Genomic DNA, 23,700 nt, shown 5'->3' with positions numbered 1-23,700 from the left:
CGAACGTTGCCGTCTATTTCAGGTTTCCGCACTGGATCGTGCAATATGGTTACATGATTGATCTGCGGCGCCTGCACATGCTCCGGCTCGTCCACCAGTACGGGACGGTCACGTCCGCGGCGGAGGCGATGCACCTGACGCCGTCGGCGGTGTCCCACCACGTGCGCGAGCTGGCGCGGGAGCTGAAGGTCCCGCTGCTGGAGCCGCAGGGCCGCAAGGTGAAGCTGACCCCGGCCGCGCACCTGCTGATCGAGCACGCCGACGGCCTCCTCGCCAAGTGGGAGGAGGCCCTCGCCGACCTGGAGTCGCACCGCGCGGGCGTCGTCGGGCCGCTGCGCATGGCCGGGTTCACCACGGCGGTCGGCGGGCTGATCGCCCCGGCGGCGGGCGCCCTCCGGCGGGACGCCCCGGACCTCGCGATCGAGATCCGCGAATGCGACACCGGAGAGGCGGTGGGCCTCCTCGCCGCCGGCGAGACCGACATCGCCGTCATCGAGCCGACCCCGGAGGCCCCGCCGCCCGGCGACCCGCGTTTCGACCGGGAGCCGCTGCTGGAGGAGGCCCTCGACCTGATCGTCCCGGCGGGGCATCCGCTCGCGCGCCGCGTCGGAGTCCGGCTGGAGGACGCGGCGGGCGAGACGTGGATCAGCGTCCGGCCCGAACTCTGCGGCCACCACCAGCAGCTCATGGCCTACTGCGCCGCCGCCGGGTTCACGCCCCGGTTCGCCCACCATGCCGCCTCCTGGTCGGTGATCTGGTCGCTGGTCGGCAACGGCCTCGGGGTGTCGCTCGTCCCGAGGCTGGCGGGCGGGCCGTCCGCCCTGGTGGTCCGGGTGCCGCTGGTCGGCGACGGCGTGCCGAGGCGGCGCGTGCTGACCTGCGTGCGGCGCGGCAGCCGCGACAACCCGCTGATCGCCCGCGGCCTGCGCGCCCTCCAGGACGCCGTTCCCGCCCGCTGCGCCCGCATGCCCGCCGCCTGACCGTCCGTTCATGCGGGCCCCGGGCCGGGCTCCTCGCCCGCGACGCGGGACTACGTCGAGCGGCGGGAACGGCGGACACCGAAGGCCAGCAGCGCCGCGCGGACGATCCAGATGGCCAGCGCGATCTGCAGGACGGCGAGGATTCCCGCGCCCGGCCCGACCGTGAACGCCAGCACGAGGAACACCGCGAGCAGCAGCGGGAACGCCGGGGACGGCGGCCCGTGCCGGTGGTGACCCCGTGCCATGTGCCGGTGATGGCGCCGTGCCGTGTGCCGGTGGTGGCCCTGCCACGCCGGGTGCCGGGAGCCCCCGAACATGACCGCCGCGCCCTCCATGGGCGACGGCGTCCGCGCCTCCGTCTCGGGCAGGCCGGTCGGCGCGGGCAGGTCGCGGACGAGGGGCCGCAGGTCGCCGCGTGTCTTGGCGGACAGCACGGCGTCCATGCGCTCGTCCAGTTCCCCGCGGTCGAGCCGGCCCGCCGCGAAGTGGTCGTGGAGCGCGCCCATGACCGCGTCCCGTTCGGCGTCACCGATGCGCATCTCGTCCTGGCGTGCCATGTTCACTCCCCGCGGTCCGCGGCCGTCGGGCCCGCGTCGTCGGTGTCGTCGTCGGTGTCGTCGGCCGCGTCGTGCGTGCCGTCGATGTCGTCGGCCAGGATTCGGTAGAGGTCGCGCCGCGCGTTCGACAGGACCTCCCTGGCCTGCACGACCTGCTCCCCGGAACCGGAGTGGACGATCTGCATCACCGCGGCGCCCATCTGCGCGGCCTGCCGGAACAGCTCGGGGACTCCCTCGCCGTACTCGGGCGTCATCTCCGCCCACGGCTCGGCCAGCCGGGCGGCGTTCTCCTCGACGTGGGCGCGGCCCTCGCCGGTGAGGTGGAAGGACCGCCGCCCGGCGGCCTCCTCGCCCGCGATGAGGCCCTCGTCGGCGAGCTGCTGCAGCGCCGGGTAGACCGCGCCGGGGCTCGGCTTCCAGGCGCCGCCGCTGCGCTCGTGGATCTCCTGGATGATCTGGTAGCCGTTGCGCGGCTCCTCGGCCAGCAGGACGAGGATCGCCGCGCGGACGTTCCCCTTGCGCGCCTTCGGGCCCCGCCCCCACGGGCCGCCGCGCCCGCGCGCCCACGGGGGCCGCCCCCCGGGGCCGGGGCCGGGCGGGCCCCACGGGCCGGGACCGGGTCCGCCGCCGAACAGCCAGCCGAGGTTCGCGAAGTCGCCGCGTCCCCGGGGGCCGCCGTGCCCATGCCTGTGTCCCATGTTCTGCACCACCTTCTGAGATCTCTCTATGAGCTCTCGCGATACGACAACGATATATCGAAGACGTCCGAGTGAGCTAGATTGTTCCCACGAACATTTCGTCCCCGGCGCGACGAACCGGATGCGGTCCCCGGTTCCGGGCGCCGCCGTCTGATCGCAGGAAACCTGGGTAACAGCCGTTATGGGGAGGACGATGGGCACTGGGGAAGCGGTCACCGTGCGGGACACGGTGCTCGCCACCGGTACGGCGGTCCGGGCGCGGCTGAGCGCCCGGCGTGAGCTGCTGCTCGGACTGCTGCTGTTCGGGGTGTACCTGGTCGTGGCCGGCCTCCCCGAGGAGGCCAGGATCGGCCGGGCCCGGGAGCACGGCGAGCAGATCTACAACCTCGAACGCGCCCTGCACCTCGACATCGAGCTCTCCCTGAACAGGTGGCTCGCCGACCAGGGCATCCTGCGGGTGCTGGCGAACTACGAGTACGCCATCACCTACATCGCCAGCGCGCTCGCCCTGCTGGTCTGGCTGTTCGCACGCCACCCCGAGCACTACCGGACGGCCCGCAACTCGTTCGTCCTGCTGAACCTGGCCGGCCTCACCTGCTTCGTGCTGTACCCCGTCATGCCGCCGCGCCTCATGCCCGACCTCGGCTTCATCGACACCGTCTACCTCGGCGGCACCTGGGGGTCGTGGGGGTCGCCGCTGGTGGAGCACGCCGACCAGCTCGCGGCGGTGCCGTCCCTGCACATGGCCTGGACGATGTGGGTCGGTGTGGAACTCGCCCGCGTGAAGGCCAGGCGCTGGGTGCAGGTGGTCAACATCGTGCACATCGTGGTGACCCTCTACGTCATCATGGCCACCGCGAACCACTTCCTGCTGGACGCCGTCGCCGCGATCCCGTTCGTCGCCGTCCCGGTCTACATCGCCGAGCGCGCCTCCCGCCCGCCGGCCCCGAAGGTCGAGGGCCCGGACGCGTTCTTCATGGCCGTGGAGACGCCCGCCGCCCCGCAGCAGGCCGGCGGACTGATCATGCTGGACACCTCCGCCCGGGAGATCGGCCGCGCGGACCTCGTCCGGGAGATCCGCGCGCGGCTCGACGGGCTGCCCCGGTTCCGGCAGCGGCTGGCCGGACGCGGCCGCTGGCGCCGGCCCCGCTGGCGGGACCACGACCCGGTCGACTGGGAGTGGCACGTCACCGAGCGGCGCGTCGACGGCATGGCCGGCGTGCGCGCGGCCGTCGCCGAGCTGCAGTCCGAGCGGCTGCCGCTGGACCGGCCGCCGTGGCGCATGGTCGTGCTGAAGGGCGCCGCGCCGGGCCGCACCGCCGTGGTGTACCTGATGCACCACGTGGTCGCCGACGGCGTCGGCATCGTCGCGCAGGCGGTCCATCTGATGGAGCCGCCGCCCGAGCCCGTGCCCGCGCCGCCGCGCCGGCCGCTGCGCAAGGCGCTCGCGACCGTGGTCGGGCTCGGGCAGCTCGCCACCGCCGTCACGCGCCCGGAGCGGCTGCCGTCGTCCGGCACGCCGGAGCGCCGGTTCGCCACCATGCGCCTCCCGCTGGCGGAGGTCCGGGACACGGGCCGCCGCCACGGCGCCCGCGTCACCGACGTCGTCCTGTGCGCGTTCGCGGGCGCCCTGAACCGGGTGATGGGCGAGGATGACGGGCGTCCCGCCGCCGTCCGCGTCGCGGTGCCGCTGATGATGCGGCCGCCGGGCAGCGCGATGGTCGGCAACCACACCACCGCCGTCATGGTGGACCTGCCCGTCGGGAAGATGACCGAGACCGACCGGCTCGCCGTGATCTCCAAGCGCGCCCGGGTGCTGCGCTCCGGGACCCGGGGGCAGGCCGCCTGGTTCGTGATGTGGCAGGCGGGACGCCTCATGCCGGCGCCGCTGCACCGGCGCTTCGCCCGCATGTCCTACAGCGGCCGCTTCCTCCAGGGGACCGTGTCGAGCCTGCCCGCCACCAGCCGGCCGCTCCGGCTGGCCGGGGCGCCCCTCACCGCCGTGTACCCGATCGTCCCGATCGCGCCCGGCACGGCGTTCGCGATCGCCGGGCTGGGCATCGACGGCGAGCTGTGCTTCGGCCTCTCCCTCGATCCCGGGCTGGCCGACGACGCCGACGCGCTGATGGCGGCGGTCGGCGACGTGTTCGAGGAACTGCGGGACGGGCCGCGCTGACGGCCGCGGCCCGCCGGCTTCACACGCTGCGCACGGCGCGCAGCGACTCCTTCAGCGAGCCCATCGTCGCGAACACGGCGGTGGGCTCGTAGCCGCAGTGCGCCATGCAGTTCGCGCAGCGGTCGTCGCGTCCCCGCCCGTAGGCATCCCAGTCGGTCGTGTCGGCGAGCTCCCGGTAGGTGTCGACGTAGCCGTCGTCCATCAGGTAGCAGGGCCGCTGCCAGCCCTTCAGCGAGTACGACGGGATCGCCCACGCCGTGCACGGGAAGTCGGCCTTGCCTTCGAGGAAGTCCAGGAACAGCGGCGAGTGGTTGAACCGCCAGCGCTCGCGCCGGCCGTCCGCGAACGCCTTGCGGAACAGGCTCCGGGTCTCCTGGACGCCGAGGAAGTGGTCCTGGTCGGGCGCCTTCTCGTAGGCGTACGCGGGCGAGATCATCATCTGGTCGACGGCCAGGTCGTCGTTCAGGTAGTCGAGGACGTCGATGACGGTCTGCGGGGTGTCGGTGTTGAACACGGTCGTGTTCGTCGTGACCCGGAACCCGCGCTCCTTGCACATCCTGATCGCCTCGACGGCCTGGTCGAACACGCCTTCCTTGCAGACGGACGCGTCGTGCCGCTCGCGCAGCCCGTCGATGTGGACGGCCCACGCGAAGTAGCGGGACGGCTCGAACCGGTCGATCTTCTTCGGGATCAGTGCCGCGTTCGTGCACAGGAACACGTACCGCCGCATCCTGATCAGCTCGGCGGTCAGCTCCCCGATCTGCGGGTGCATCAGCGGCTCGCCGCCCGCGATCGACACCATCGGCGCGCCGCACTCGCGGACCGCCGCGACCGCCTGCTCGACGGGCATCCGCCGCTTCAGCACGTCGGCCGGATGCTGGATCTTCCCGCACCCGGCGCACGCCAGGTTGCACGCGTACAGCGGCTCCAGCTCCAGGAGGAGCGGGAAGCGCCTGCGTCCCGCCAGCCTGTTGCGCAGCACGTACCCGCCGACCCGCAGGCTCTGGCGCAGTGGCATCGCCATGTCTCATGCACCCTTCAGGTACCGGCCCAGTGCCGAGAGTGGGAACACCAGCCGGTACAGGTGGTAGTTGATGTAGAAGTCGCCGGGGAAACCGGTGCCGGTGAAGTGGTCCTCGTCCCACGTCCCGTCGGCCCGCTGGTGCTCGACCAGCCAGCCGACGCCGCGTTCGACGGCCGCGCCGCGCTCCCCGGCGGCGAGCAGCGCCAGCAGCGCCCACGCGGTCTGCGACGGCGTCGAGACGCCCCGCCCGATCCACGCCGGGTCGCGGTAGGAGCGCAGGTCCTCGCCCCAGCCGCCGTCGTCGCGCTGGTGGCGCTCCAGCCAGTGCACCGCGCCGCGGATCTCGGGCCTGCCCGGCCGGACCCCCGCGGCGATCAGCGCGGGGACGACGGCGCCCGTCCCGTACACGTGGTTGGCGCCCCACCGGCCGAACCAGGACCCGTCCGGTTCCTGCGCCTTGAGCAGCCACACCACGGCCCGCTTGACCGTCAGCGAGTCGGCCATGCCGCGGTGCGCCATGGCCTCCACGACGTGGGCGGTGACGTCGGCGGACGGCGGGTCGATGACCTCGCCGAAGTCGCAGAACGGGAGCCTGCGGCACAGGCCGCGGGTGTTGTCGGCGTCGAACGCGCCGAAACCGCCGTCCCGGGACGCCATCCCGGCCATCCAGCGGACGCCCCGCTCGATCGCGGGCTCGGCCGGTGGATGCCGGACGCGGTGCAGCGCGATGACGGCCTCGGCGGTGTCGTCGACGTCGGGGTAGCAGTCGTTGTCGAACTCGAACGCCCACCCGCCCGGCGGCAGCCCGGGGCGCCGCACCGACCAGTCGCCGGGGCCCCTGACCTCCTCGCCGAGCACCCATTCCGCGGCCCGCTCCAGGGCCGGGTGCCCCTCCGGCAGGCCCGCGTCGGCCAGCGCGTTCATGGCGAGGACGGTGTCCCAGACGGGCGACTGGCACGCCTCCACCCGGCGGCCCTTCCCGTCCCGGATCGTGAACCGTTCGAGGCCGTCGAGGCCGCGCCGCACGACCGGGTGGTCGAGGCCGTAACCGAGGAGGTGGAGCGCGATCAGCGAGTACACCATGGGCGGCTGGATGCCGCCCCACGACCCGTCCCGCTCCTGCCGCGCGATGATCCACTCACCGGCGCGGCGCAGCGCGGCCCGCCGCAGCCCCTGCACGGGCCGCCGCTCGTACACGTGCAGGGCCCTGTCGAGCGTCTCGAACGCCGTGTCCCACCCCGGCAGGCCGCGCGTCCGGCTCCGGGGGACGCCGTCCTCCGGGGTCAGCTCCGCCAGCCCGAACGGCAGCGGCCGGACGGGACGCAGCGCCCCCACGACCGCCAGCGGCACGATCGTCTGCCGCGCCCAGCACGCCCAGTCGTAGACGTTCAGCGGGAACCAGCGCGGCAGGTACATCATCTCCGGCGGCAGCACCGGCAGCTCGTCCCACGGCCACCGGCCGAACATCGCCAGCCAGAAGCGGGTGAACACGCGGGTCGCCGGGATGCCGCCCGCGCCGCGGATGTGCGCGGCGGCGCGGACCATGTGGCCCGCGTCGGGCGGGTCCCCGGCGAGCCGCAGCGCCACGTACGCCTCGACCGTGGTGGACAGGTCGGGCGGGCCGTCGTGGAAGGTGGCCCAGGTGCCGTCCGGGGCCTGCTGCGACCGGATCCAGCGGGCGGTCTCGTCGGTGTCGGCGCCGGTGCGGATGCCGAGGAACTCGCGCAGCAGCAGGTCCTCGGCGTCCATCGTCACGTTGGTCTGCAGCTCGCCCTTCCACCAGCCCTCCGGCGACTGCAGGAGCAGCAGGTGCTCGCGCGCCGCCGCCAGCGCCTCGGCGGCCGTCCGGGTCCGCGTCCCCGTCTCCACCGCGGTCATCAGTGGTCCCTGCGGGTGACGAAGTCGGCGATGTGCAGGTAGTCGGCGCGCACGGGTTCGGGGATGCGGGCCGTGACCAGGTGCTCGGCGGCGCGCTGGATGCGGCTCTCGGCCTCCATCTCGGCCCAGGCGCGCCCACCGGCCGCCTCGACCAGGGCGGCGGCCTCGGCCAGCTCGTCCTCGGACAGGTCGTCCCCGGGCGTGCCGGGCCGCGCGTACAGCTCCGCGAGCCGCGCGGCCTCGGGCGTGCCCGAGTTCAGCGCCGCCACGACGGGCAGCGACATCTTGCGGGACCGCAGGTCCGACAGCGCGGGCTTGCCGGTGGCGGCCGGGTCACCCCAGATGCCGAGCAGGTCGTCGGCGAGCTGGAAGGCGATCCCGAGGTCGGCGCCGAACGCCTCCAGCGCGGCGCAGAGGGGCTCGGACGCCCCGTCCAGGACGGCCCCGATCGCGCAGGAGCACGCCAGCAGCGCGCCGGTCTTGTCGGCCGCCATCGCCATGCACTCGTCCAGGCCGGCCCGCTTGTGGTGGGTCTCCAGGTCCATGTCGAGGGCCTGGCCCGCGATGAGGCGCCGCGTGGCGGCCGACAGAGAGCGCGCCGCCTGCGCGGAGCCCTGGCCGGGCGCCTCCAGCACGACCTCGCCGGCGAGCGCGAGGAGCGCGTCTCCCGCCAGGATCGCGGACGCCTCACCGAACACCGTCCACGCCGCCGGCCGGTGCCTGCGCGTCCGGTCGCCGTCCATGATGTCGTCGTGCAGGAGGGAGAACGCGTGGGTCAGCTCGACCGCGACCGCCCCCGGGAGGGCGCTCTCCTGCGGCGCCACGGCGGCGCGGGCCGACAGCAGCGCCAGCGCCGGGCGGAGCGCCTTGCCGGCGGGCGCCTTGCGCGGACGGCCCTCCTTGTCCGTCCAGCCGAGATGGTAGGCGGCGACCCGGTAGGTGCGCGGGTCGAGCCGGCCGACCGCGGCGCGCAGCGCGCCGTCGACGAGCTCACGGACATCGGTCATCGATCCGGGAACAGCCGTCACCGGTCCCGCACCCCCTCCAGGTGGTGGCGGACCAGGCGGGCGGCGGTGAGTCCGCTCCGCACTGCTCCCTCCATGGTGTCGGGCCAGCCCGTGTCGGTCCACGCGCCGGCCAGGAACAGCCCGGGCGCCCGCGTCGCCGCGCCGGGGCGGGCGCTCGCGGTGCCCGGACGCTGCCGGAACGTCGCCCGCCGCTCGCGCGTGACGAAGAAGTCCCGGACGCGGGCGTCCCGCGCGGCGGGCAGCAGCCGCCGCAGCTCGGGCACGAACCGGGCGCGCAGTTCGGCGGTCGGCATGTCGACCCAGCGGTCGGCGGCCGACAGCGAGATCGCGAGGTACTGGCCGCCGCGCAGCCCGCTCACCGCCGTCCGGTCGAACACCCACTGCGCGGACGAGCCGACGGCGGCGGCGAACGGCTCGTCCATGACCTGGCGGTCGTAGATGACGTGCACGTTCACGATCGGGCTCGCGTCCAGCTCGGGCCAGGGCAGCGGGTCCGGCAGCGCCTGCGCGGGCAGCAGCCGCGCCGCCGCGTCGTGCGGCACCGCCATGACCACCGCGTCGGCGGCCATCGGGACGCCGTCCACGACGACCTTCGGGTCGGTGGTGACCGCCTCGACCTTCGCCTTGAGGCGGACGGTCCCGCCCATCTCCGCGATCCGCCGCAGCGCCGGGCCGCCGTGCAGCTCCTCCAGCGGCACGAGCGGCAGCCCGATGTCGGCGGCGTCGGCGGGCCCGAACAGCGCGTGGCGGCACACCATGGCCGACAGCCCGAGCGCCGCCTCGTCGACCTCGGCGTTCAGCGCGGAGGTGAGGAACAGCCCCCAGAGCGCCTGCCGGGCCCACGGCCGCTGCCCGCGGTCGGCCAGCCACGCGCCCGCCGACACGGCGTCGAGGGCCGGGTCCGCGGGGTCGAGGCGGCGCAGCGCCGCCGACGCGCGGACGGCCCGGAGCCTGTCGGCGGGCGACAGCGGCGAGTACCGGGCCAGTGCGGGGAGCATGTGCAGCGGGCTGGGCAGCCGCGACCGCCGCAGCCGCGCCTGCCCCATGCCGGGCACCAGGACGGGCACGTCGAACCGGTCCTGCGTCTCCACCAGGTGGTCGGCGCGCAGCCTGCGCAGCAGGCCCTGGTACGCGGAGCAGCACCGCAGGAAGACGTGCTGCCCGTTGTCGACGCACAGCTCGCCCCGGGAGAACGAGTGCGTGGCCCCGCCCAGCCAGGGACGGGACTCCACGAGCGTGACCGGCACGCCCGACTCCCGCAGCGCGATCGCGGCGCTGATGCCCGCGAGGCCGCCGCCCACGATCACGACGCTCACCGCTCCACCCCCGACAGCGCACGCGCGGCCACGACCGCCTTCTGCCACGTCGGCAGCGACATCCGGGTGTGCAGCGCGAGCGCGGGGCGCGCCGCGATGCTCTCCAGGAGCCGCCGGTAGATGCCGGCCATCGCCGCCGTGCAGGCGGCGCTGCGCCGGTCCAGCAGCGGCAGCAGCCGCAGCCCCTCGGCGTACCAGGCGCGCGCACGCTCCGCCTGGAAGCCGACCAGCTCGTCCAGCCGCCACGGCGGGTCGACGAACATCCCGCCCTCGTCCAGCTCCAGGGTGCAGCGGAACCGCTTCAGGTCCTCGGCCGGGATGTAGATCCGCCCGGCCATCCGGTCCTCGCGCATGTCGCGCAGGATGTTGGTGAGCTGGAGGGCGACGCCGAGCGAGTCGGCGAGGCCCTCCGCGCGCTGCCGCCCGTCCGAGCCGAACACCCCGAGGGACAGCCGGCCGACCGTCCCGGCGACCCGCTGGCAGTAGCGCAGCAGGTCGTCGAACGTCTCGTAGTCGGCGCCCCGCACGTCGTCCTCGCACCCGTCGATCAGCTCGCCGAACGCGTCCAGCGGGATCGGGTAGCGGTTCGCCGCGTCCGCCAGCGCGGTCAGCACCGGGTGCCCCTCCAGCGCGGTGACGTCGGCGCGCCGCCGCAGCACCTCCTGGACGGTCGTCAGCCGCCGCCGCGACCGGTCGAGGAGGTCGAGCCGCACGCACGCCGGCTCCGGCCCGTCCCCGACGTCGTCGACGCCGCGGGCGAACGCGTAGATCGCGCTCATCGCCCGCCGCTTCGGGGCGGGCATCAGCCGGATCCCGTAGGAGAAGTTCCGGGCCTCCGCACGCACCACCCGCTCGCAGTGCCGGTACGCCTCCAGGATCTGTTCGGAACGCGCACCGGCCTCCGAAACCGCCGTCATCTCGCTTCCCCCTTTCCAGCAGCGCGCGCCCATCGGGCCACGAGCCCGGCGCGGCGCGGGCGCGGTGGCCGCGCGAGCACGTCGTAGCGGGCGCGCGCCAGGGCGGCCAGCGCCGCGCGGCCCCCGGCCACATAGCCCGCCACGGCGAACCGCGGCCACCCCGTCAGGCCCGCCATCAGCGGCGCGGCCCCCCGGTCCAGCAGCTCTGCGGCGCGGCCGGCCTCCAGTGCCAGCACGCCGCGCAGCCGCGTCGGCGTCACCGGGCGGGCCAGGTCGTCCTCCGCGCAGCCGAATCGCCGCAGGTCCTCGCCCGGCAGGTAGATCCGGCCGTTCCGGTAGTCCTCCCCGGCGTCCTGGCAGTGCTCGATGAGCTGCAGCGCGGTGCAGACGTCGTCGGACGCCGCGGCGAGCGCCGGCCGGTGCGCGCGGAACAGGTGCAGCACGATGCGTCCCACGGGCGCGGCCGACAGGGCGCAGTAACCGGTCACGTCCGCGAACGTCTCGTACCTGTGGACGACCTGGTCCTGCCGGTTGGCCCGGACCAGGTCGCGGAACGGCTCCTCCGGGAGCCGGCGGGCGTGCACCGTCCCGGCCAGCCTCCGTAACTGCGGCAGGTTCGGCGTCCGTCCGGCGAACACGCGGTCCAGGTCGTCGTCCACGAGTCCGAGGAGCTTGGCGCGCTGCTCCGGCGGGGCCTCGTCGCCGATGTCGTCGACGAGCCGCGCGAAACCGTAGACGGCGCGCAGCCCGGCGCGGTGCCGGGCGGGCAGCAGCCGTGCCGCGACGGGGAAGTTCTCCCGCGCGGCGAGCCGGTCCAGGGCGCGGTCGTGCTCGTCGGCGCTCCAGGGCGATTCAATGATCACCTTCAAGAGATCGACCGGACCGCCACCAGAGAAACTCTGGCCAAGGTATGGACTTGGTGAAACGCCGCGTGGCGGGCACCGGGCCGTTTCCGGGCCTGCGGCGCTCCGAAGGTTGACCGTCCCCACCCACCTGCGATAACACTGTTATGTTCAAATAACGCCGTTACTGTGAGGACGGTCGATGGTGGCGGACCCCCCGGCTCCGAGCGCGTTCGAACGGGCCCAGCGGCAGGGCGACGAGGCGATCCGCACCACGCTGCTGGACGCCGCGAGCTGCCTGCTGGCCACCGAGGGCCCCCAGGCGCTCGCGCTGCGCCGGATCGCCGCCGAGGTCGGCTGCTCCACCACCGTCCTGTACCGGATGTTCGGCGGCAAGGCGGGGCTCACCGAGGCGCTCTACATCGAGGGCTTCGAACGTTTCCGGCGGCGCCTCGCCGCCGTCCCGCGCGACCCCGACCCCCGCGCCCACCTTCGCGAGCTGGGGCTCGCCTACCGGGCCAACGCGCTCGCCGAACGCAACTACTACGGGCTGATGTTCGGCGAGCCGGTCCCCGGGTTCGAACCCGGGCGCAAGGCCCTCGACACGGCGCTGTCCGCCTACCGGATCCTTGAGGACGCCGTGGTCGCCTGCGCCGCCGCCGGGCTGCTCATCGACGCCGACCCGCGGCACGTCGCCGTCTCGTTCTGGGCCGCGGTCCACGGCTTCGTCAGCCTGGAACTCGACGGCCACCTGCCCGACGCCGACGCCATCATCGGCACCCTCATGCTCGGCGCGTCGTCCGGCTTCTTCGTCACCCCCCGGAAGTGAGGTCACCATGGCCAACTCCTACCTGCAGGGACTCCTCGCGCCCGTCACCGAGGAGGTGACCGCGCACGACCTGCCCGTCACCGGGCGGATCCCGTCCGGGCTGCGCGGCCGCTACCTGCGGATCGGCCCGAACCCGCTCGGGCCCGAGGACGAGTCGTCCTACCACTGGTTCCTCGGCGACGGCATGGTCCACGGCGTCCGGCTCCGCGACGGCCGCGCCGAGTGGTACCGCAACCGCTGGGTACGCTCCAGGAAGGTCGCCGAGCGGCTCGGGGAGCCGTGGCCCGCCGGGCCTGTCGTCGAGGGCTTCGACATGGCCCCCAACACGCACGTCATCGAGCACGCCGGGGACACCCTCGCCCTCGTTGAGGCGGGCGCCAGGCCCTACAGGCTCGACCACGAGCTGAACACCCTCGGCCCGTGCGACTTCGGCGGCACCCTCAAGGGCGGCTACACCGCCCACCCCAAGGAGGACCCGGAGACCGGCGAGCTGCACGCCATCGGCTACTACTTCGGCTGGGAGCACCTGGAGTACACCGTCCGGGGGGCGACCGGCGAGATCGTCCGCTCGGTGGAGATCCCGGTGTCGGGCGGCCCGATGGTCCACGATTTCGCGCTGACGCAGAAGTACGTCGTCATCTACGACCTGCCCATCACGTTCTCGATGGAGATGGCCGAGGCGGGAGCGCGCCTCCCGTACGCGTGGAACGACGCGCACCCGGCGCGCGTGGGCGTGCTGCCGCGCGACGGCGGGGCGGACGACGTCCGCTGGATCGACATCCCGCCGTGCTGGGTCTTCCACACCCTGAACGCCTACGACGAAGGCGACCGCGTGGTCGTGGACCTGGTCCGGTTCCCCAGCTTCATGCACGGCGGGCGGCTGGAGGGCAACCCGCCGCCGGCCCTGGACCGCTGGACGATCGACCCCGCCGCCGGGAAGGTCGCGCAGGAGACCGTCGACGACCGCCCGCAGGAGTTCCCGCGCGTGGACGAGCGGCTCGGCACGCACCGCCACCGGTACGGCTACACCGTCACCGCCGAGGCCGTCGTCCGGAACAGGGCCGGCGAGGGCCTGATGAAGCACGACTACCGGAGCGGGACGTGCGAGACGCGGCTGTTCCCGGCGGGGTCGGGCGTCGGCGAGGCGGTGTTCGTCCCGTCCGCGCCGGACTCCGCCGAGGACGACGGCTACCTGATGACGCTGGTGTTCGACCCGGCCCGCGGGGCCACCGACCTCGTCATCATCGCCTCGCAGGACTTCACCGGTGCGCCCGTCGCGACCGTCCACCTCCCGGTCCGCGTCCCCCTCGGCTTCCACGGCTCCTGGGCCCCGGACCTCCGCTGAGCCCCGGTGGGGAGGTCGTTAGTCTCGGGCCATGCCAACCCATGAGCGCGAGATCACCGAACCCGTCGAGCTGTGCCTGCCGGACGGGCGGCTCGACCCGGACGCGGTCGGCTGGACGCGGCGCCCCCTCCACCGCGCGAACCTGCGCGGCTGGGGACGGGCCAAGCGCTGGGAGTACTGGGGCATCGTCACCCCGCGGCACGTCATCGGCATCGTCGCCTCGTCGATCGACTACGCCGGGGTGCACGGCGTCTACGCCCTGGACCGCGAGACCGGCGAGGAGACCGGCAGGGACGCGGTGGTGCCGTTCGCACGCGGCGCCGTGTTCCCCGACCGGAGCGGCGAGGGCGAGGCGTCGGTGCGGGGCGGGGGAGTGGCGGTCGGCGTCCGGCGGCACCCGGGCGGCTCCCGGGTGCGCGCCCTCGCGCCCGGAGCGGGCTTCGACCTCGACGTCGAGATCCCGCTGGAGGAGGGCCGCGAATCGCTCGGCGTGGTGATCCCGTGGGGGCCGCGGCGGTTCCAGTACACGGTGAAGGACGTCGGGCGGCCGGTGACCGGGCGGCTGCGGCTGCCGTCCGGCGAGCACGAGATCGCGGAGGGCGCGTTCGCGGTGCTCGACCACGGGCGCGGCAAGTGGCCGTACCGGATGACGTGGAACTGGGCGGCGGCGAGCGGGCCGGGCCTGGCGCTCCAGCTCGGCGGTAAGTGGACGGACGGCACCGGCATGACGGAGAACGCGATCTTCGTCGACGGGCGCCTCCACAAGATCGGCGAGGAGCTCGACTGGAGCTACGACCGGGACGACTGGCTGCGCCCCTGGACGATCACCGGTGCCCGCGTCGAGGCCGAGTTCCGGCCCTTCCACGAGAAGGCCGCGCGCACGGAACTGGGCATCGTCGGCAGCGAGACGCACCAGTGCTTCGGCCACTTCAGCGGGCGCGCCCGCACCGACGGCGGGACCTGGATCGACTTCGACGGCCTCACCGGGTGGGCGGAGGAGGCCCGCCAGCGCTGGTGAGGCGGACCCGCGCGTTGCCCGACCGCACGAGCTACTCCGGGAGCCTGCAGACCTCGCGGTCGTAGGTGAGCGGGTACTCACCGCGACCGGGCGGCGCGGCGGGCCGAGCGGCGGGACGCCGGTTTGGGGGCGGTGCGCAGCCACACCTCGATCTGGGCGCCGCCCAGCGGCGAGGTGCCGACGCGCAGCGAGCCGCCGGTGGACTCCGCCAGCCGCCGCGCGATGTCCAGCCCCAGCCCGGTGGACCCGGCACCGCTGGTGCCGCGGCGCAGCGCCGCGGCGCCGTCGGCGATGCCGGGGCCGGCGTCGCCGAACAGCAGGCCGGTGGAGGTCCGGCCGCGGTGGACGGTGAGGCGGAAGGCCGTGCCGTGCGGGGTGTGCCGGAAGATGTTGCCCATCAGCGCGTCCAGGGCGGCGGCCAGCTCGGCCTCCGGGGCCGGGACGGGCGCGGGCGCGTCGGCGCCGACCAGGTCCCAGCCGCGGTCCTGGTCCTCGGCCAGCGCCGACCAGAACGCGAGCCGGCGGCGGACCACCTCGGACGCGTCGCAGCTCGCCGCCGCGCCCGTCCCGCCGGCCGCCGTGCCGGACCGCCCGGCGGGCCGCCGGGCGGCGGCGATGATCTCGTCGACGGCCGTCTCCAGCCGCTCCAGCGCGTCGCGGCTCTGCGCCATGCGGGCCGGGTCGCCCGGGTTGGCCGCCAGCCCGTCGAGGTCGACCCGCAGGGCCGTCAGCGGGGTCCGCAGCCGGTGCGACAGGTCGGCGCCGGCCTCCCGCTCGGCGGCCAGCAGCCGGGCGAGCCGGTCGGCCATGTGGTTGAACGCCTCGCCGGCCGCGCGCAGCTCCGGCGGCCCGTGCGGGTCGACGCGCGCCGCCAGGTCCCCCGCGGCGACGTGGGTCACCGCCCGCACGAGCCGGTCGGTGGCCCGCACCACCCGCTTGGCCAGCCGGTCGGCCATCGCCACCGACACCAGTACCAGCGCGAGCGCCACGAGCGCGAGGATCAGCCAGGACCTGGCGACGCCCCGGCTCAGCTCCTCCTGCGGCACGTACACCTCGATGACGGCGAAGGTGCCGGCCTCCAGCAGCACCGGCCGCAGCAGCACCTTGCCGCCCGCGGCCCCGACGGTGGACGTGCGGCCGAGCCGCCGCGCGTCGGCGAGGTCGCCGGGCGGGGCGTGCGGCGACCCGAGGGCCTGCCCGGTGGGCAGGTGCAGCGCCAGCCGCCCCGCCGTCCCGGCGGGCACCGAGCCGACCGCGTCGGTCAGCGCGGCCGGGTCGCCGGTCACCGACAGCACCGGCACGAGGGAGGCCGCCTGCCGCTCGGCGGCGGTCATCGCCCGGTCGTGCGCCATCTGGCCGTTCAGCAGCCCCAGCGGTACGACGAACGACAGCGCCACCATCGCCGTCACCGCGACGGCGACGCGCGCCAGCGAAGTTCTCATCCCGCACGCCCTCCCGGCAGGTACTACGGCGAAGCGGCCGTGTAAGGACCAAAAATTATGCTCTTATGGGGCGTATGAGGCCCATGCGAGGACGAGTCGGTTTCATCGCGGTGTGGACGGCCACCACGCTCACCGGCATGGCGATCAGCTGGGCCGGGGTGAGCGGCGCGCTGCGCGGGACGGCCGAGGCCACCCCCGACCTGGCCGCCGAGGTCCCCGTCCGGCACGGGCGGCCGCCGGTCTCGGGCCCCTCCGCCGCACCGTCCGCGACGTCCGGCGAACCGTCCCCCTCCGCCTCCGCCTCCGCGTCGCCCTCCAGGCCGGGCGGGTCGCCCACCGCCGCGCCGGGCGGCGGGCGGTCGCCATACCCGGAGACGTCCCGCCGGCCGGACGAGCGGGTGCGGACCTACACGGTCAAGTCCGGACGCGTGGTGCTGGCCCTGTCCGACGAGTCCGCGCGGCTGGTGTCGGCCACGCCCGACGACGGTTTCCAGGCCAAGGTGTGGCGGCAGGAGAAATGGCTGCGCGTCGACCTGACCGACGACGTCCACGGCTCGGCGGTCTTCGCGACCTGGCACGACGGCGCGGTGCGCGTGCAGGTCTACGAGTACTGAGGACCCCGCGGGACCGCGGGTCACTCCGGCGCCGTGAGCATCACGCCCACGCCCCGGACGGTGTGCAGGTAGCGCGGCGACGCGGAACGTTCGCCCATCTTCCGGCGAAGCCAGGACAGGTGCACGTCGATGGTCTGGTCGTCGCCGTAGGGCTGCTGCCACACCTCGGTCAGCAGTTCCCGCCGGGTCACGACGCGCCCGGCGTTGCGGGCCAGGAATGCCAGCAGGTCGAATTCCAGGCGCGCCAGTTGCAGAACGGTGTCGCCGAGTTTCGCCTGCCGCCGGTCCAGGTCGATATTCAGTTCCCCGACCCGCAATGCCCGCTGCCGGGGTTCCGTTCGCGTCCGCCGGAGAACCGCCTCGATCCGCGCGTGCAGATGGCCCGCGGAAAAGGGCTTGACCAGATAATCGTCGGCGCCCGACTGCAGCAGGCGGATGATCTCCGGCTCGCCGTCCCGCGCGGTCGCCACGATCACCGGCACGTCCGAGACGGCGCGCAGCATCTTCAGCGCCTCACCGCCGTCCAGGTCGGGAAGTCCCAGGTCAAGGACAACGACATCGGGTGCGTGCGCCGCCGCGTCGCGCAGCGCGTCCAGGGCCCGTGCCGCGCTGCGCACCGCGTGGCCGAGATCCCGCAGTTCCCGCAGAAACGCCTGCCGGACGTAGTCGTCGTCTTCAACCAGCAACACGGTAGCCACGGTCGGACAATAGCCTATTAAGTATGGACCGAAAGGTCCGTTCGAAATGTTCGGTCATGGTGTCGAGAGGCCCGCCGGCACGGGTGCCGCCGGGCGGAGCGAGGCCGCCGCGGCCTCGCTCCGCCCGGGGGCCGGCGCTTCGCGGGGAGCCCGTCCGGCCTCAGCTGTTGAGCATGCCGAGCATCTGCCGGATCTGGTCGGTCCGGGACTCCTTGACGCGCTCGGCGAACGCCTTGGCGTCTTCGTCGCCGCCCTTGCTCGCCTCCTCCTCCGCCATCTTCACCGCGTTGTGCTGGTGCGCGACGAACAGGTTGAGGAAGGCGGGCTCGAAGGCGGCCCCGGTGGTCCGCTTCAGGGTGCTGATCTCCTTCGGGCCGGTGGCCGGCAGGCCGCCGTGCTCGGCGTGCGAGCCCGGGGCGTGGTCGGTCGTCGCCGGCTTGGACCACGTGCGGAGCCAGGAGGTCATCGTCTTGACCTCCTCGGTCTGCGTCGCCGCTACGGCCGCCGCGAGGTTGCGCACCTCGGCGCGCTTCGCGCGGTCGGCGGCCACCTTGGCCATCTCCACGCCCTGCCTGTGATGGGCGATCATCATCTGCAGGAACATCACGTCGTGGTCGTTGTAGCCGGACGAGGCCGGCGCGTCCGAGGCCGCGCTCGCCGGCTCGGTCGAGGCGTGCCGTTCAGGACCGCCGCCGCACGCCGTCAGCATCAGGGGCAGGGCGAGCACCGCGGGCAGCACGGCGCGGTGCAGGGGGCGGTGCAGGGGGCGGCGGCTCACAGCGCGAGCCACAGGGCGGGGGTGAACACCGGCTCCCAGCTGCGGATCGTCGTGTGACCCTGGCGGCAGCGGTACCGGGTGCCCTCGTAGGTGACCACGTCGCCGACCTTGTAGGTCACGCCGGGCCGCCATGCCGCACCGTCCGCGGGCGCGCCGGTGGGTTGCGGCTGGGACGGCGCGGGAGCGGAGGGCGCGGGCGTCGGCGCGGTGGAGGGCGCGGGCGCCGGGCTCTGCGAGGGCGACGGCGGCGGCTGCGACCCGGAACCGCCGCCGCCGATGTTCAGGTCGATGCAGTTGTAGAACGCCATCGGTGTGTCGCCGATGTTCCAGACGGCCAGGACCTTCTGCCGTCCCGGGAAGTCGCCGAGGTCGACCCGGTGCGTCACGACCGAGTCCGGGATCTGGTTGCGGTCGTCGAAGACGGCCACGCGGGTGCCGCCGACGAAGTACTCCCAGGTGCTGGTGCGGTGCCGCGCGGTCAGCGTCCAGCTGAAGGTCACCGTGCTCCCGACGGACTTCGCGGGCCAGTCGCGGCTCTCGTCGGAGAGCACCGCGAACTGGGAGAGGCCGCCATGGCAGTTGCGCTGCCCCTTCGGCCCTTCGACGCTCTGCGGCTCGAACTGGATGGGACCGCAGTCGGGCACGGCGCCCGCGGCGCACAGCGCCTGCCGGCTGGGCGGCGCGGAGACGTAGCCGTGCGCCGCCGCGGGAGCCGCGGTGAACAGCGTCGTCCCGGCGGCCGCCGTGAGGACGGCGAGCGGATAGGCGATCGTCCTGCGCATACAGGCATTCCTTCCCATCGTCTTCGGGGGGTGGGTCGCCGCCTTTTCGGGGGACCGTGATTGCGTCAGGACGTTAGCGACGGCTCTCCTAAGACCGCCTTAACGACCAGGGAAGCACTCGTCAATCCTGGGAGCGTCCGCCCGGGCGGGCACCGGGCCGGACACCGGGGGAGGTGCAAGTAGCTTGATGTCGAGATAAATTGGATGTATCTTGACATCAAGAAAAAAGCCGCCGAAGTTAGGCGCACCTGATTCCCGGTCAGGTCACCGACTAAGGCAGGATCAAGTAGGTGAGCACCCGCCTGCCGTGCTCGGGCCGCGCCCGGGGCACCGGCCGAGGGCGGGCGTACGAAGACCAAGACCAAACGCCGCGCGTTCGTGTTTCGGACCGGTCGCGCGGTGGTGACGGAGGAGGAGTCCGTGTCCTCGAACAGCTTCGGCAGCCTTGACAAGCTGCAGGTAGGCGACAAGTCGTACGACATCCATCGGCTGGACGCGGTCGAGGGCTCCGCCCGTCTTCCGTACAGCCTGAAGGTGCTCCTGGAGAACCTCCTGCGCACCGAGGACGGCGCGAACGTCACGGCCGACCACATCCGCGCGCTCGCGGAGTGGGACTCCCAGGCCGAGCCGAGCAAGGAGATCCAGTTCACCCCGGCCCGCGTGATCATGCAGGACTTCACCGGCGTGCCGTGCGTGGTGGACCTGGCCACGATGCGCGAGGCCGTCCGTGACCTGGGCGGCGACGCGAGCAGCATCAACCCGCTCGCGCCCGCCGAGATGGTCATCGACCACTCCGTCATCGTCGACTACTTCGGCACCGCGCAGGCGTTCGACCGCAACGTGGAGCGGGAGTACGAGCGCAACAGGGAGCGCTACCAGTTCCTGCGCTGGGGGCAGACGGCGTTCGACGAGTTCAAGGTCGTCCCGCCCGGCACCGGCATCGTCCACCAGGTCAACATCGAGCACCTCGCCCGCGTGGTGTTCGACCGCGACGGCGTCGCGTACCCCGACACGTGCGTCGGCACCGACTCGCACACCACGATGGAGAACGGCATCGGCGTCCTCGGGTGGGGCGTCGGCGGCATCGAGGCGGAGGCCGCGATGCTCGGCCAGCCGATCTCGATGCTCATCCCGCGCGTGGTCGGCTTCAAGCTGACCGGTCAGCTGCCCGCCGGCACCACGGCGACCGACCTGGTGCTCACCATCACCGAGATGCTGCGGCGGCACGGCGTCGTCGGCAAGTTCGTCGAGTTCTACGGCGAGGGCGTCGCCGCGCTGCCGCTGGCCAACCGCGCCACGATCGGCAACATGAGCCCCGAGTTCGGCTCCACCTGCGCGATCTTCCCGATCGACGACGAGACGCTGAAGTACCTGCGGCTGACCGGACGCAGCGAGGAGCAGATCACCCTCGTCGAGGCGTACGCCAAGGCGCAGGGCATGTGGCTCGACCCGTCCGTCGAGCCCGAGTTCTCCGAGTACCTGGAGCTCGACCTGTCCACGGTCGTCCCGTCGCTGGCGGGCCCGAAGCGCCCGCAGGACCGCATCGCCGTGTCCGACGCCAAGCAGACCTGGCGGCGGGACGTGCAGAACTTCGTCTCCAGCGTCATGGGCGCGGCGGACGAGGCGTCGAACGAGAGCTTCCCCGCCTCCGACTCGCCGGCGATCGGCCACGCCACCAAGGACGACCAGCCGCGCAAGGTCGAAGCCAACGGCTCCAGCCGGCCGCACAACCGCGTCCCGGTCACCCTCGACGACGGGACGAGCTTCGAACTCGACCACGGCCACGTCGCCGTCGCCGCCATCACGTCCTGCACCAACACGTCCAACCCGTACGTCATGATCGGCGCGGCGCTGCTGGCGCGGAACGCCGTCGAGAAGGGCCTGACCCGCAAGCCGTGGGTGAAGACCTCGCTCGCGCCCGGCTCCCAGGTCGTCACCGACTACTACGAGCGCGCCGGCCTCACCCCCTACCTCGACAAGATCGGCTTCAACCTCGTCGGGTACGGCTGCACCACCTGCATCGGCAACACCGGGCCGCTGCAGCCGGAGATCTCCAAGGCCGTCAACGACAACGACCTCGCCGTCACCGCGGTGCTGTCCGGCAACCGCAACTTCGAGGGCCGCATCAGCCCCGACGTGAAGATGAACTACCTGGCGTCGCCGCCGCTGGTCATCGCCTACGCGCTCGCCGGGACGATGGACATCGACATCCTCAACGACCCGATCGCCGAAGGCACCGACGGCCCCGTCTACCTGCGCGACATCTGGCCCGAGCCCGAGGAGGTCGCCTCCATCGTCGAGTCGTCCATCGGGCAGGAGATGTTCACCGAGAGCTACGCCGACGTCTTCAAGGGCGACGAGCGCTGGACCGGCCTCGACATCCCGACCGGCGACCTGTTCGAGTGGGACCCGTCGTCCACCTACGTGCGCAAGGCACCGTACTTCGACGGCATGGCCGCCGAGCCGGAGCCGGTCACCGACATCCACGGCGCCCGCGTCCTGGCGAAGCTGGGCGACTCGGTCACCACCGACCACATCTCCCCGGCCGGCGCCATCAAGGTCGGCACGCCCGCCGCGCAGTACCTCCAGGACAACGGCGTCGCGGTGAAGGACTTCAACTCCTACGGCTCGCGCCGCGGCAACCACGAGGTCATGATCCGCGGGACGTTCGCCAACATCCGGCTCCGCAACCAGCTCCTGGACGACGTCGAGGGCGGCTACACCCGAGACTTCACCCAGGAGGACGCGCCGCAGTCGTTCATCTACGACGCCGCGCAGAACTATGCGGCGCAGGGCACCCCGCTCGTGGTCATCGCCGGCAAGGAGTACGGCTCCGGGTCGTCCCGCGACTGGGCGGCGAAGGGCACCGCGCTGCTCGGCGTCCGCGCCGTCATCGCCGAGTCCTACGAGCGCATCCACCGCTCGAACCTCATCGGCCTCGGCGTGCTGCCGCTCCAGTTCAAGGACGGCGAGTCCGCCGAGTCCCTCGGCCTCAAGGGCACCGAGACCTTCGACATCACCGGCGTCACCGCGATGAACGAGGGCGGCGTCCCCGAGGAGGTCACGGTCAAGGCGGACGACAAGGAGTTCACCGCCGTCGTCCGCATCGACACCCCGGGCGAGGCGGACTACTACCGCAACGGCGGCATCCTCCAGTACGTCCTCCGCAACCTGATCAGCAAGTAACCGCACCGCCCAAACGGGCCGCTTCGCAGAAGTGCCCCGCTCCCATGAGGGGGCGGGGCACTCTCTTTGCGGAGAGTCAGTGCTTGAGGACGTGTACCAGGGTGGCGAACTCGTCGCGTCCCAGAAGCAGCTTCGGGCCGTCCGGGTTCTTGGAGTCCCGGATACCCACTCCTTCCGGAAGTGCCGCCAGCTCTACACATTCGCCTCCGGTCGAGGTCGAGTGGGTGGCCTTTCGCCAGACGGTCTTGCTTGCTTCCACGTCGTTGCCTTCCTGCGGATCTCGTCCAACGACTGCGCCACGGATAGAGCAAGCCCTTGCGCCTGCCGCAGCGCCTTGCCGAAGGCTACTAGGTCGGCTGGCTCTGCCATCGTGAACCCGCGCGCCAGCGTCTCGACGTACGCCACCTGCTGCATGTCCTCCAGCGTGGCGATCGTGAATGGGTGCGTGTTCCCCAGATGCGTCCCATCCGAGGAAACGATCTGGATCTGCATCCCGTCCTCGATCTTCGCGGCGAGGTATTCGAGCTGCTCGACCATGACGTCCGGACTTCCGACGGGGCGCTCAAGCGTCTGCGCGTCCAGTAGGAATGAGACGTCCGGTGGAGGTGGGTCGGAACGAGTGAAGATCGCTTGGCGGGACAAGCGGGCGGTCACCGCGTCCTTGTCCCCGTGGAGGATCGCTTCGGCGTAGGCGGGCACCTGAAGAAGTCCGTGCACCACGGACAGGCTGTAAGACGTGAGGATGATCGCGTCGCTTTCGACGGCCACCCAGTCGAACCATGCGGGGAACGTCGAATCCATCGCCAGGTCATGCCACAGGGCGAGCAACTCGCCGTCAGCCTCCAGCAGCACGTCCATCTCGGCTGCGAACGTTTCCGTGCACCTGGCGCGGCCGTTCTCGATGGCCCCGATGTACTGCGGCTTCACCCCCGCCCCGCAGTGCGCCCGTGAGGCGAGGCTCTCCTGAGTCCAACCCTTCGCGTCCCGGAAGCGTCGGAAGCGTCTCCCGAACGCGACCAAGGTCGGGCTGGTGGTGCTCCTTCTGCGGCGCGTGGACATGTGTCTCTCCCCGGGGTGGGCACACCTTGGCGACTCAACCGGACACAACCGTGACTGGGCTCAACCGCATGACTTGTGGCCGGGACTCGCCTGATTTGTTACGCACCGTACAGCACCGGTGGCTGAATGTGTGTGCCCATCAGTCAACGCTTCGAAGGTCGTACCGATGTCAACAGCTCTTGCCCCGGAGGTTCCGCCGCCGCTCGTCCTCGACGCCACCGAGCAGGCTCCTCGGCTTGCGCGGCGGTTCCTCGCCGAGCGGTTCGCCGAGTGGGGGATCGAGGACGACTACGTCGGTCGCCTCGTCGTCTGCGAGCTCGTCACCAATGCGTGGCGACACGGGGAGGGGCCGATCGTCGTGCGGGTGTTCCGCGACGAGTGCGACGGCCGCCCCGTGGTGGAGGTGTGGGAGTGCGCCACGAGGCGCTTGGTCGTATTCCCGGCTCAGCCGGGAGAGGATTGGAGGTTTTCTCTGGGCCTAATGGCTTACCCGGATCCGAAAGGAAAAGGGGGACAGTAGCATGCCAGCAAAC

Annotated in this window: 22 protein-coding genes; 8 read left to right on the top strand and 14 right to left on the bottom strand. The window is 72.9% G+C overall.

What is annotated here, in order from left to right; all coding sequences use genetic code 11:
• Positions 1–53: 53 nt before the first annotated feature.
• Entirely contained in the window at positions 54–980 is a 927-nt protein-coding gene (locus E1289_RS04915; protein WP_131975716.1) for a LysR family transcriptional regulator, read from the top strand.
• A gap of 50 nt (positions 981–1,030) precedes the next feature.
• Here E1289_RS04915 and E1289_RS04910 read toward each other — a convergent pair whose 3' ends face one another.
• Together E1289_RS04910 and E1289_RS04905 are read right to left on the bottom strand one after the other, a co-directional pair.
• Entirely contained in the window at positions 1,031–1,537 is a 507-nt protein-coding gene (locus E1289_RS04910; RefSeq protein ID WP_131975714.1) for a DUF1707 domain-containing protein, read from the bottom strand.
• Between the two features lie 2 nt (positions 1,538–1,539).
• Entirely contained in the window at positions 1,540–2,235 is a 696-nt protein-coding gene (locus E1289_RS04905; RefSeq protein WP_131975712.1) for a PadR family transcriptional regulator, read from the bottom strand.
• Between the two features lie 193 nt (positions 2,236–2,428).
• Between E1289_RS04905 and E1289_RS04900 the strand changes: the two genes are divergently transcribed.
• The gene (locus E1289_RS04900; RefSeq protein ID WP_165970343.1) at positions 2,429–4,411 is read left to right on the top strand and encodes a phosphatase PAP2 family protein; all 1,983 of its coding nucleotides are present in this window, start codon (positions 2,429–2,431) and stop codon (positions 4,409–4,411) included.
• 19 nt (positions 4,412–4,430) lie between these two features.
• Here E1289_RS04900 and hpnH read toward each other — a convergent pair whose 3' ends face one another.
• Genes hpnH through hpnC form a run of 6 tightly spaced genes read right to left on the bottom strand, consistent with a single transcriptional unit; the run spans position 4,431 to position 11,437 of the window.
• On the bottom strand, positions 4,431–5,435 hold the full coding sequence (gene hpnH / locus E1289_RS04895; protein ID WP_131975708.1) for an adenosyl-hopene transferase HpnH: 1,005 nt from the start codon (positions 5,433–5,435) through the stop codon (positions 4,431–4,433).
• Positions 5,436–5,438: 3 nt separating this feature from the next.
• Entirely contained in the window at positions 5,439–7,313 is a 1,875-nt protein-coding gene (gene shc / locus E1289_RS04890; protein ID WP_131975706.1) for a squalene--hopene cyclase, read from the bottom strand.
• Positions 7,313–8,320, bottom strand: coding sequence for a polyprenyl synthetase family protein (locus E1289_RS04885; protein WP_207928792.1), 1,008 nt, complete (start codon positions 8,318–8,320; stop codon positions 7,313–7,315). The genes shc and E1289_RS04885 overlap by 1 nt, the downstream gene beginning before the upstream one ends.
• Positions 8,321–8,337: 17 nt before the next feature.
• A complete protein-coding gene (gene hpnE / locus E1289_RS04880; RefSeq protein ID WP_243712614.1) occupies positions 8,338–9,657 on the bottom strand; it encodes a hydroxysqualene dehydroxylase HpnE in 1,320 nt (439 codons plus the stop codon).
• The gene (locus tag E1289_RS04875) at positions 9,654–10,574 is read right to left on the bottom strand and encodes a squalene/phytoene synthase family protein (RefSeq protein ID WP_131975702.1); all 921 of its coding nucleotides are present in this window, start codon (positions 10,572–10,574) and stop codon (positions 9,654–9,656) included. Before E1289_RS04875 ends, hpnE begins: the two co-directional genes overlap by 4 nt.
• Positions 10,571–11,437: a squalene synthase HpnC gene (gene hpnC, locus E1289_RS04870; RefSeq protein ID WP_131975700.1), complete on the bottom strand. Its 867-nt coding sequence runs from the start codon at positions 11,435–11,437 to the stop codon at positions 10,571–10,573. The genes E1289_RS04875 and hpnC overlap by 4 nt, the downstream gene beginning before the upstream one ends.
• Positions 11,438–11,618: 181 nt before the next feature.
• Here hpnC and E1289_RS04865 point away from each other — a divergent pair, with 181 nt between their 5' ends.
• Genes E1289_RS04865 through E1289_RS04855 form a run of 3 tightly spaced genes read left to right on the top strand, consistent with a single transcriptional unit; the run spans position 11,619 to position 14,608 of the window.
• Positions 11,619–12,245 carry a TetR/AcrR family transcriptional regulator gene (locus E1289_RS04865; protein WP_131975698.1) on the top strand — a complete coding sequence of 209 codons (627 nt, stop codon included), beginning with the start codon at positions 11,619–11,621 and terminating at the stop codon, positions 12,243–12,245.
• A gap of 7 nt (positions 12,246–12,252) precedes the next feature.
• Positions 12,253–13,590: a carotenoid oxygenase family protein gene (locus tag E1289_RS04860; RefSeq protein WP_131975696.1), complete on the top strand. Its 1,338-nt coding sequence runs from the start codon at positions 12,253–12,255 to the stop codon at positions 13,588–13,590.
• A gap of 31 nt (positions 13,591–13,621) precedes the next feature.
• Positions 13,622–14,608, top strand: coding sequence for a DUF2804 domain-containing protein (locus E1289_RS04855; RefSeq protein ID WP_131975694.1), 987 nt, complete (start codon positions 13,622–13,624; stop codon positions 14,606–14,608).
• A gap of 77 nt (positions 14,609–14,685) precedes the next feature.
• Here the strand turns inward: E1289_RS04855 and E1289_RS04850 are convergent, their stop codons facing one another.
• Positions 14,686–16,050, bottom strand: coding sequence for a HAMP domain-containing sensor histidine kinase (locus tag E1289_RS04850; protein ID WP_131975692.1), 1,365 nt, complete (start codon positions 16,048–16,050; stop codon positions 14,686–14,688).
• A gap of 83 nt (positions 16,051–16,133) precedes the next feature.
• Here E1289_RS04850 and E1289_RS04845 point away from each other — a divergent pair, with 83 nt between their 5' ends.
• Positions 16,134–16,664 (top strand): hypothetical protein, encoded by a 531-nt coding sequence (locus tag E1289_RS04845; protein ID WP_131975690.1) that lies wholly within the window; start codon positions 16,134–16,136, stop codon positions 16,662–16,664.
• Positions 16,665–16,684: 20 nt separating this feature from the next.
• Here E1289_RS04845 and E1289_RS04840 read toward each other — a convergent pair whose 3' ends face one another.
• The 3 genes from E1289_RS04840 to E1289_RS04830 all read right to left on the bottom strand — a co-directional run bounded on the left by E1289_RS04840 (position 16,685) and on the right by E1289_RS04830 (position 18,922).
• Positions 16,685–17,362 carry a response regulator transcription factor gene (locus E1289_RS04840; RefSeq protein WP_131975688.1) on the bottom strand — a complete coding sequence of 226 codons (678 nt, stop codon included), beginning with the start codon at positions 17,360–17,362 and terminating at the stop codon, positions 16,685–16,687.
• 160 nt (positions 17,363–17,522) lie between these two features.
• Positions 17,523–18,140, bottom strand: a complete 618-nt coding sequence (locus tag E1289_RS04835) for a DUF305 domain-containing protein (protein ID WP_207928791.1) — start codon at positions 18,138–18,140, stop codon at positions 17,523–17,525.
• Positions 18,137–18,922, bottom strand: coding sequence for a lytic polysaccharide monooxygenase (locus tag E1289_RS04830; protein ID WP_131975686.1), 786 nt, complete (start codon positions 18,920–18,922; stop codon positions 18,137–18,139). Before E1289_RS04830 ends, E1289_RS04835 begins: the two co-directional genes overlap by 4 nt.
• Before the next feature lie 420 nt (positions 18,923–19,342).
• Here E1289_RS04830 and acnA point away from each other — a divergent pair, with 420 nt between their 5' ends.
• Complete coding sequence (acnA, locus tag E1289_RS04825) at positions 19,343–22,108, top strand: aconitate hydratase AcnA (protein WP_131975684.1); 2,766 nt, start codon at positions 19,343–19,345, stop codon at positions 22,106–22,108.
• 76 nt (positions 22,109–22,184) lie between these two features.
• On the opposite strand, the gene E1289_RS04820 is transcribed toward acnA, so the two are convergent.
• Together E1289_RS04820 and E1289_RS04815 are read right to left on the bottom strand one after the other, a co-directional pair.
• Positions 22,185–22,367 carry a DUF397 domain-containing protein gene (locus E1289_RS04820; RefSeq protein WP_207928790.1) on the bottom strand — a complete coding sequence of 61 codons (183 nt, stop codon included), beginning with the start codon at positions 22,365–22,367 and terminating at the stop codon, positions 22,185–22,187.
• On the bottom strand, positions 22,301–23,167 hold the full coding sequence (locus E1289_RS04815; protein ID WP_131975682.1) for a helix-turn-helix transcriptional regulator: 867 nt from the start codon (positions 23,165–23,167) through the stop codon (positions 22,301–22,303). Before E1289_RS04815 ends, E1289_RS04820 begins: the two co-directional genes overlap by 67 nt.
• A 166-nt stretch (positions 23,168–23,333) precedes the next feature.
• Between E1289_RS04815 and E1289_RS04810 the strand changes: the two genes are divergently transcribed.
• The gene (locus E1289_RS04810; protein ID WP_131975680.1) at positions 23,334–23,687 is read left to right on the top strand and encodes an ATP-binding protein; all 354 of its coding nucleotides are present in this window, start codon (positions 23,334–23,336) and stop codon (positions 23,685–23,687) included.
• Positions 23,688–23,700: the final 13 nt, after the last annotated feature.

Origin of the sequence: Actinomadura sp. 6K520 (assembly GCF_004349245.1) — a bacterium.
Lineage (GTDB): Bacteria > Actinomycetota > Actinomycetes > Streptosporangiales > Streptosporangiaceae > Spirillospora.
The sequence above is the reverse complement of the archived record's forward strand: the minus strand, read 5'-3'. Positions and strand labels throughout refer to the sequence as shown.

Excerpts from the sequence above, each read along its gene's own strand:
- E1289_RS04910 (WP_131975714.1), bottom strand. The coding sequence starts at position 1,537 with ATGGCACGCCAGGACGAGATGCGCATCGGTGACGCCGAACGGGACGCG.
- E1289_RS04865 (WP_131975698.1), top strand. The coding sequence starts at position 11,619 with ATGGTGGCGGACCCCCCGGCTCCGAGCGCGTTCGAACGGGCCCAGCGG.
- E1289_RS04810 (WP_131975680.1), top strand. The coding sequence starts at position 23,334 with ATGTCAACAGCTCTTGCCCCGGAGGTTCCGCCGCCGCTCGTCCTCGAC.
- E1289_RS04815 (WP_131975682.1), bottom strand. The coding sequence starts at position 23,167 with ATGTCCACGCGCCGCAGAAGGAGCACCACCAGCCCGACCTTGGTCGCG.
- E1289_RS04885 (WP_207928792.1), bottom strand. The coding sequence starts at position 8,320 with ATGACCGATGTCCGTGAGCTCGTCGACGGCGCGCTGCGCGCCGCGGTC.
- E1289_RS04875 (WP_131975702.1), bottom strand. The coding sequence starts at position 10,574 with ATGACGGCGGTTTCGGAGGCCGGTGCGCGTTCCGAACAGATCCTGGAG.
- E1289_RS04905 (WP_131975712.1), bottom strand. The coding sequence starts at position 2,235 with ATGGGACACAGGCATGGGCACGGCGGCCCCCGGGGACGCGGCGACTTC.
- E1289_RS04915 (WP_131975716.1), top strand. The coding sequence starts at position 54 with ATGATTGATCTGCGGCGCCTGCACATGCTCCGGCTCGTCCACCAGTAC.
- E1289_RS04830 (WP_131975686.1), bottom strand. The coding sequence starts at position 18,922 with ATGCGCAGGACGATCGCCTATCCGCTCGCCGTCCTCACGGCGGCCGCC.
- E1289_RS04845 (WP_131975690.1), top strand. The coding sequence starts at position 16,134 with ATGCGAGGACGAGTCGGTTTCATCGCGGTGTGGACGGCCACCACGCTC.
- E1289_RS04860 (WP_131975696.1), top strand. The coding sequence starts at position 12,253 with ATGGCCAACTCCTACCTGCAGGGACTCCTCGCGCCCGTCACCGAGGAG.
- hpnH (WP_131975708.1), bottom strand. The coding sequence starts at position 5,435 with ATGGCGATGCCACTGCGCCAGAGCCTGCGGGTCGGCGGGTACGTGCTG.
- E1289_RS04855 (WP_131975694.1), top strand. The coding sequence starts at position 13,622 with ATGCCAACCCATGAGCGCGAGATCACCGAACCCGTCGAGCTGTGCCTG.
- shc (WP_131975706.1), bottom strand. The coding sequence starts at position 7,313 with ATGACCGCGGTGGAGACGGGGACGCGGACCCGGACGGCCGCCGAGGCG.
- E1289_RS04900 (WP_165970343.1), top strand. The coding sequence starts at position 2,429 with ATGGGCACTGGGGAAGCGGTCACCGTGCGGGACACGGTGCTCGCCACC.
- E1289_RS04850 (WP_131975692.1), bottom strand. The coding sequence starts at position 16,050 with ATGAGAACTTCGCTGGCGCGCGTCGCCGTCGCGGTGACGGCGATGGTG.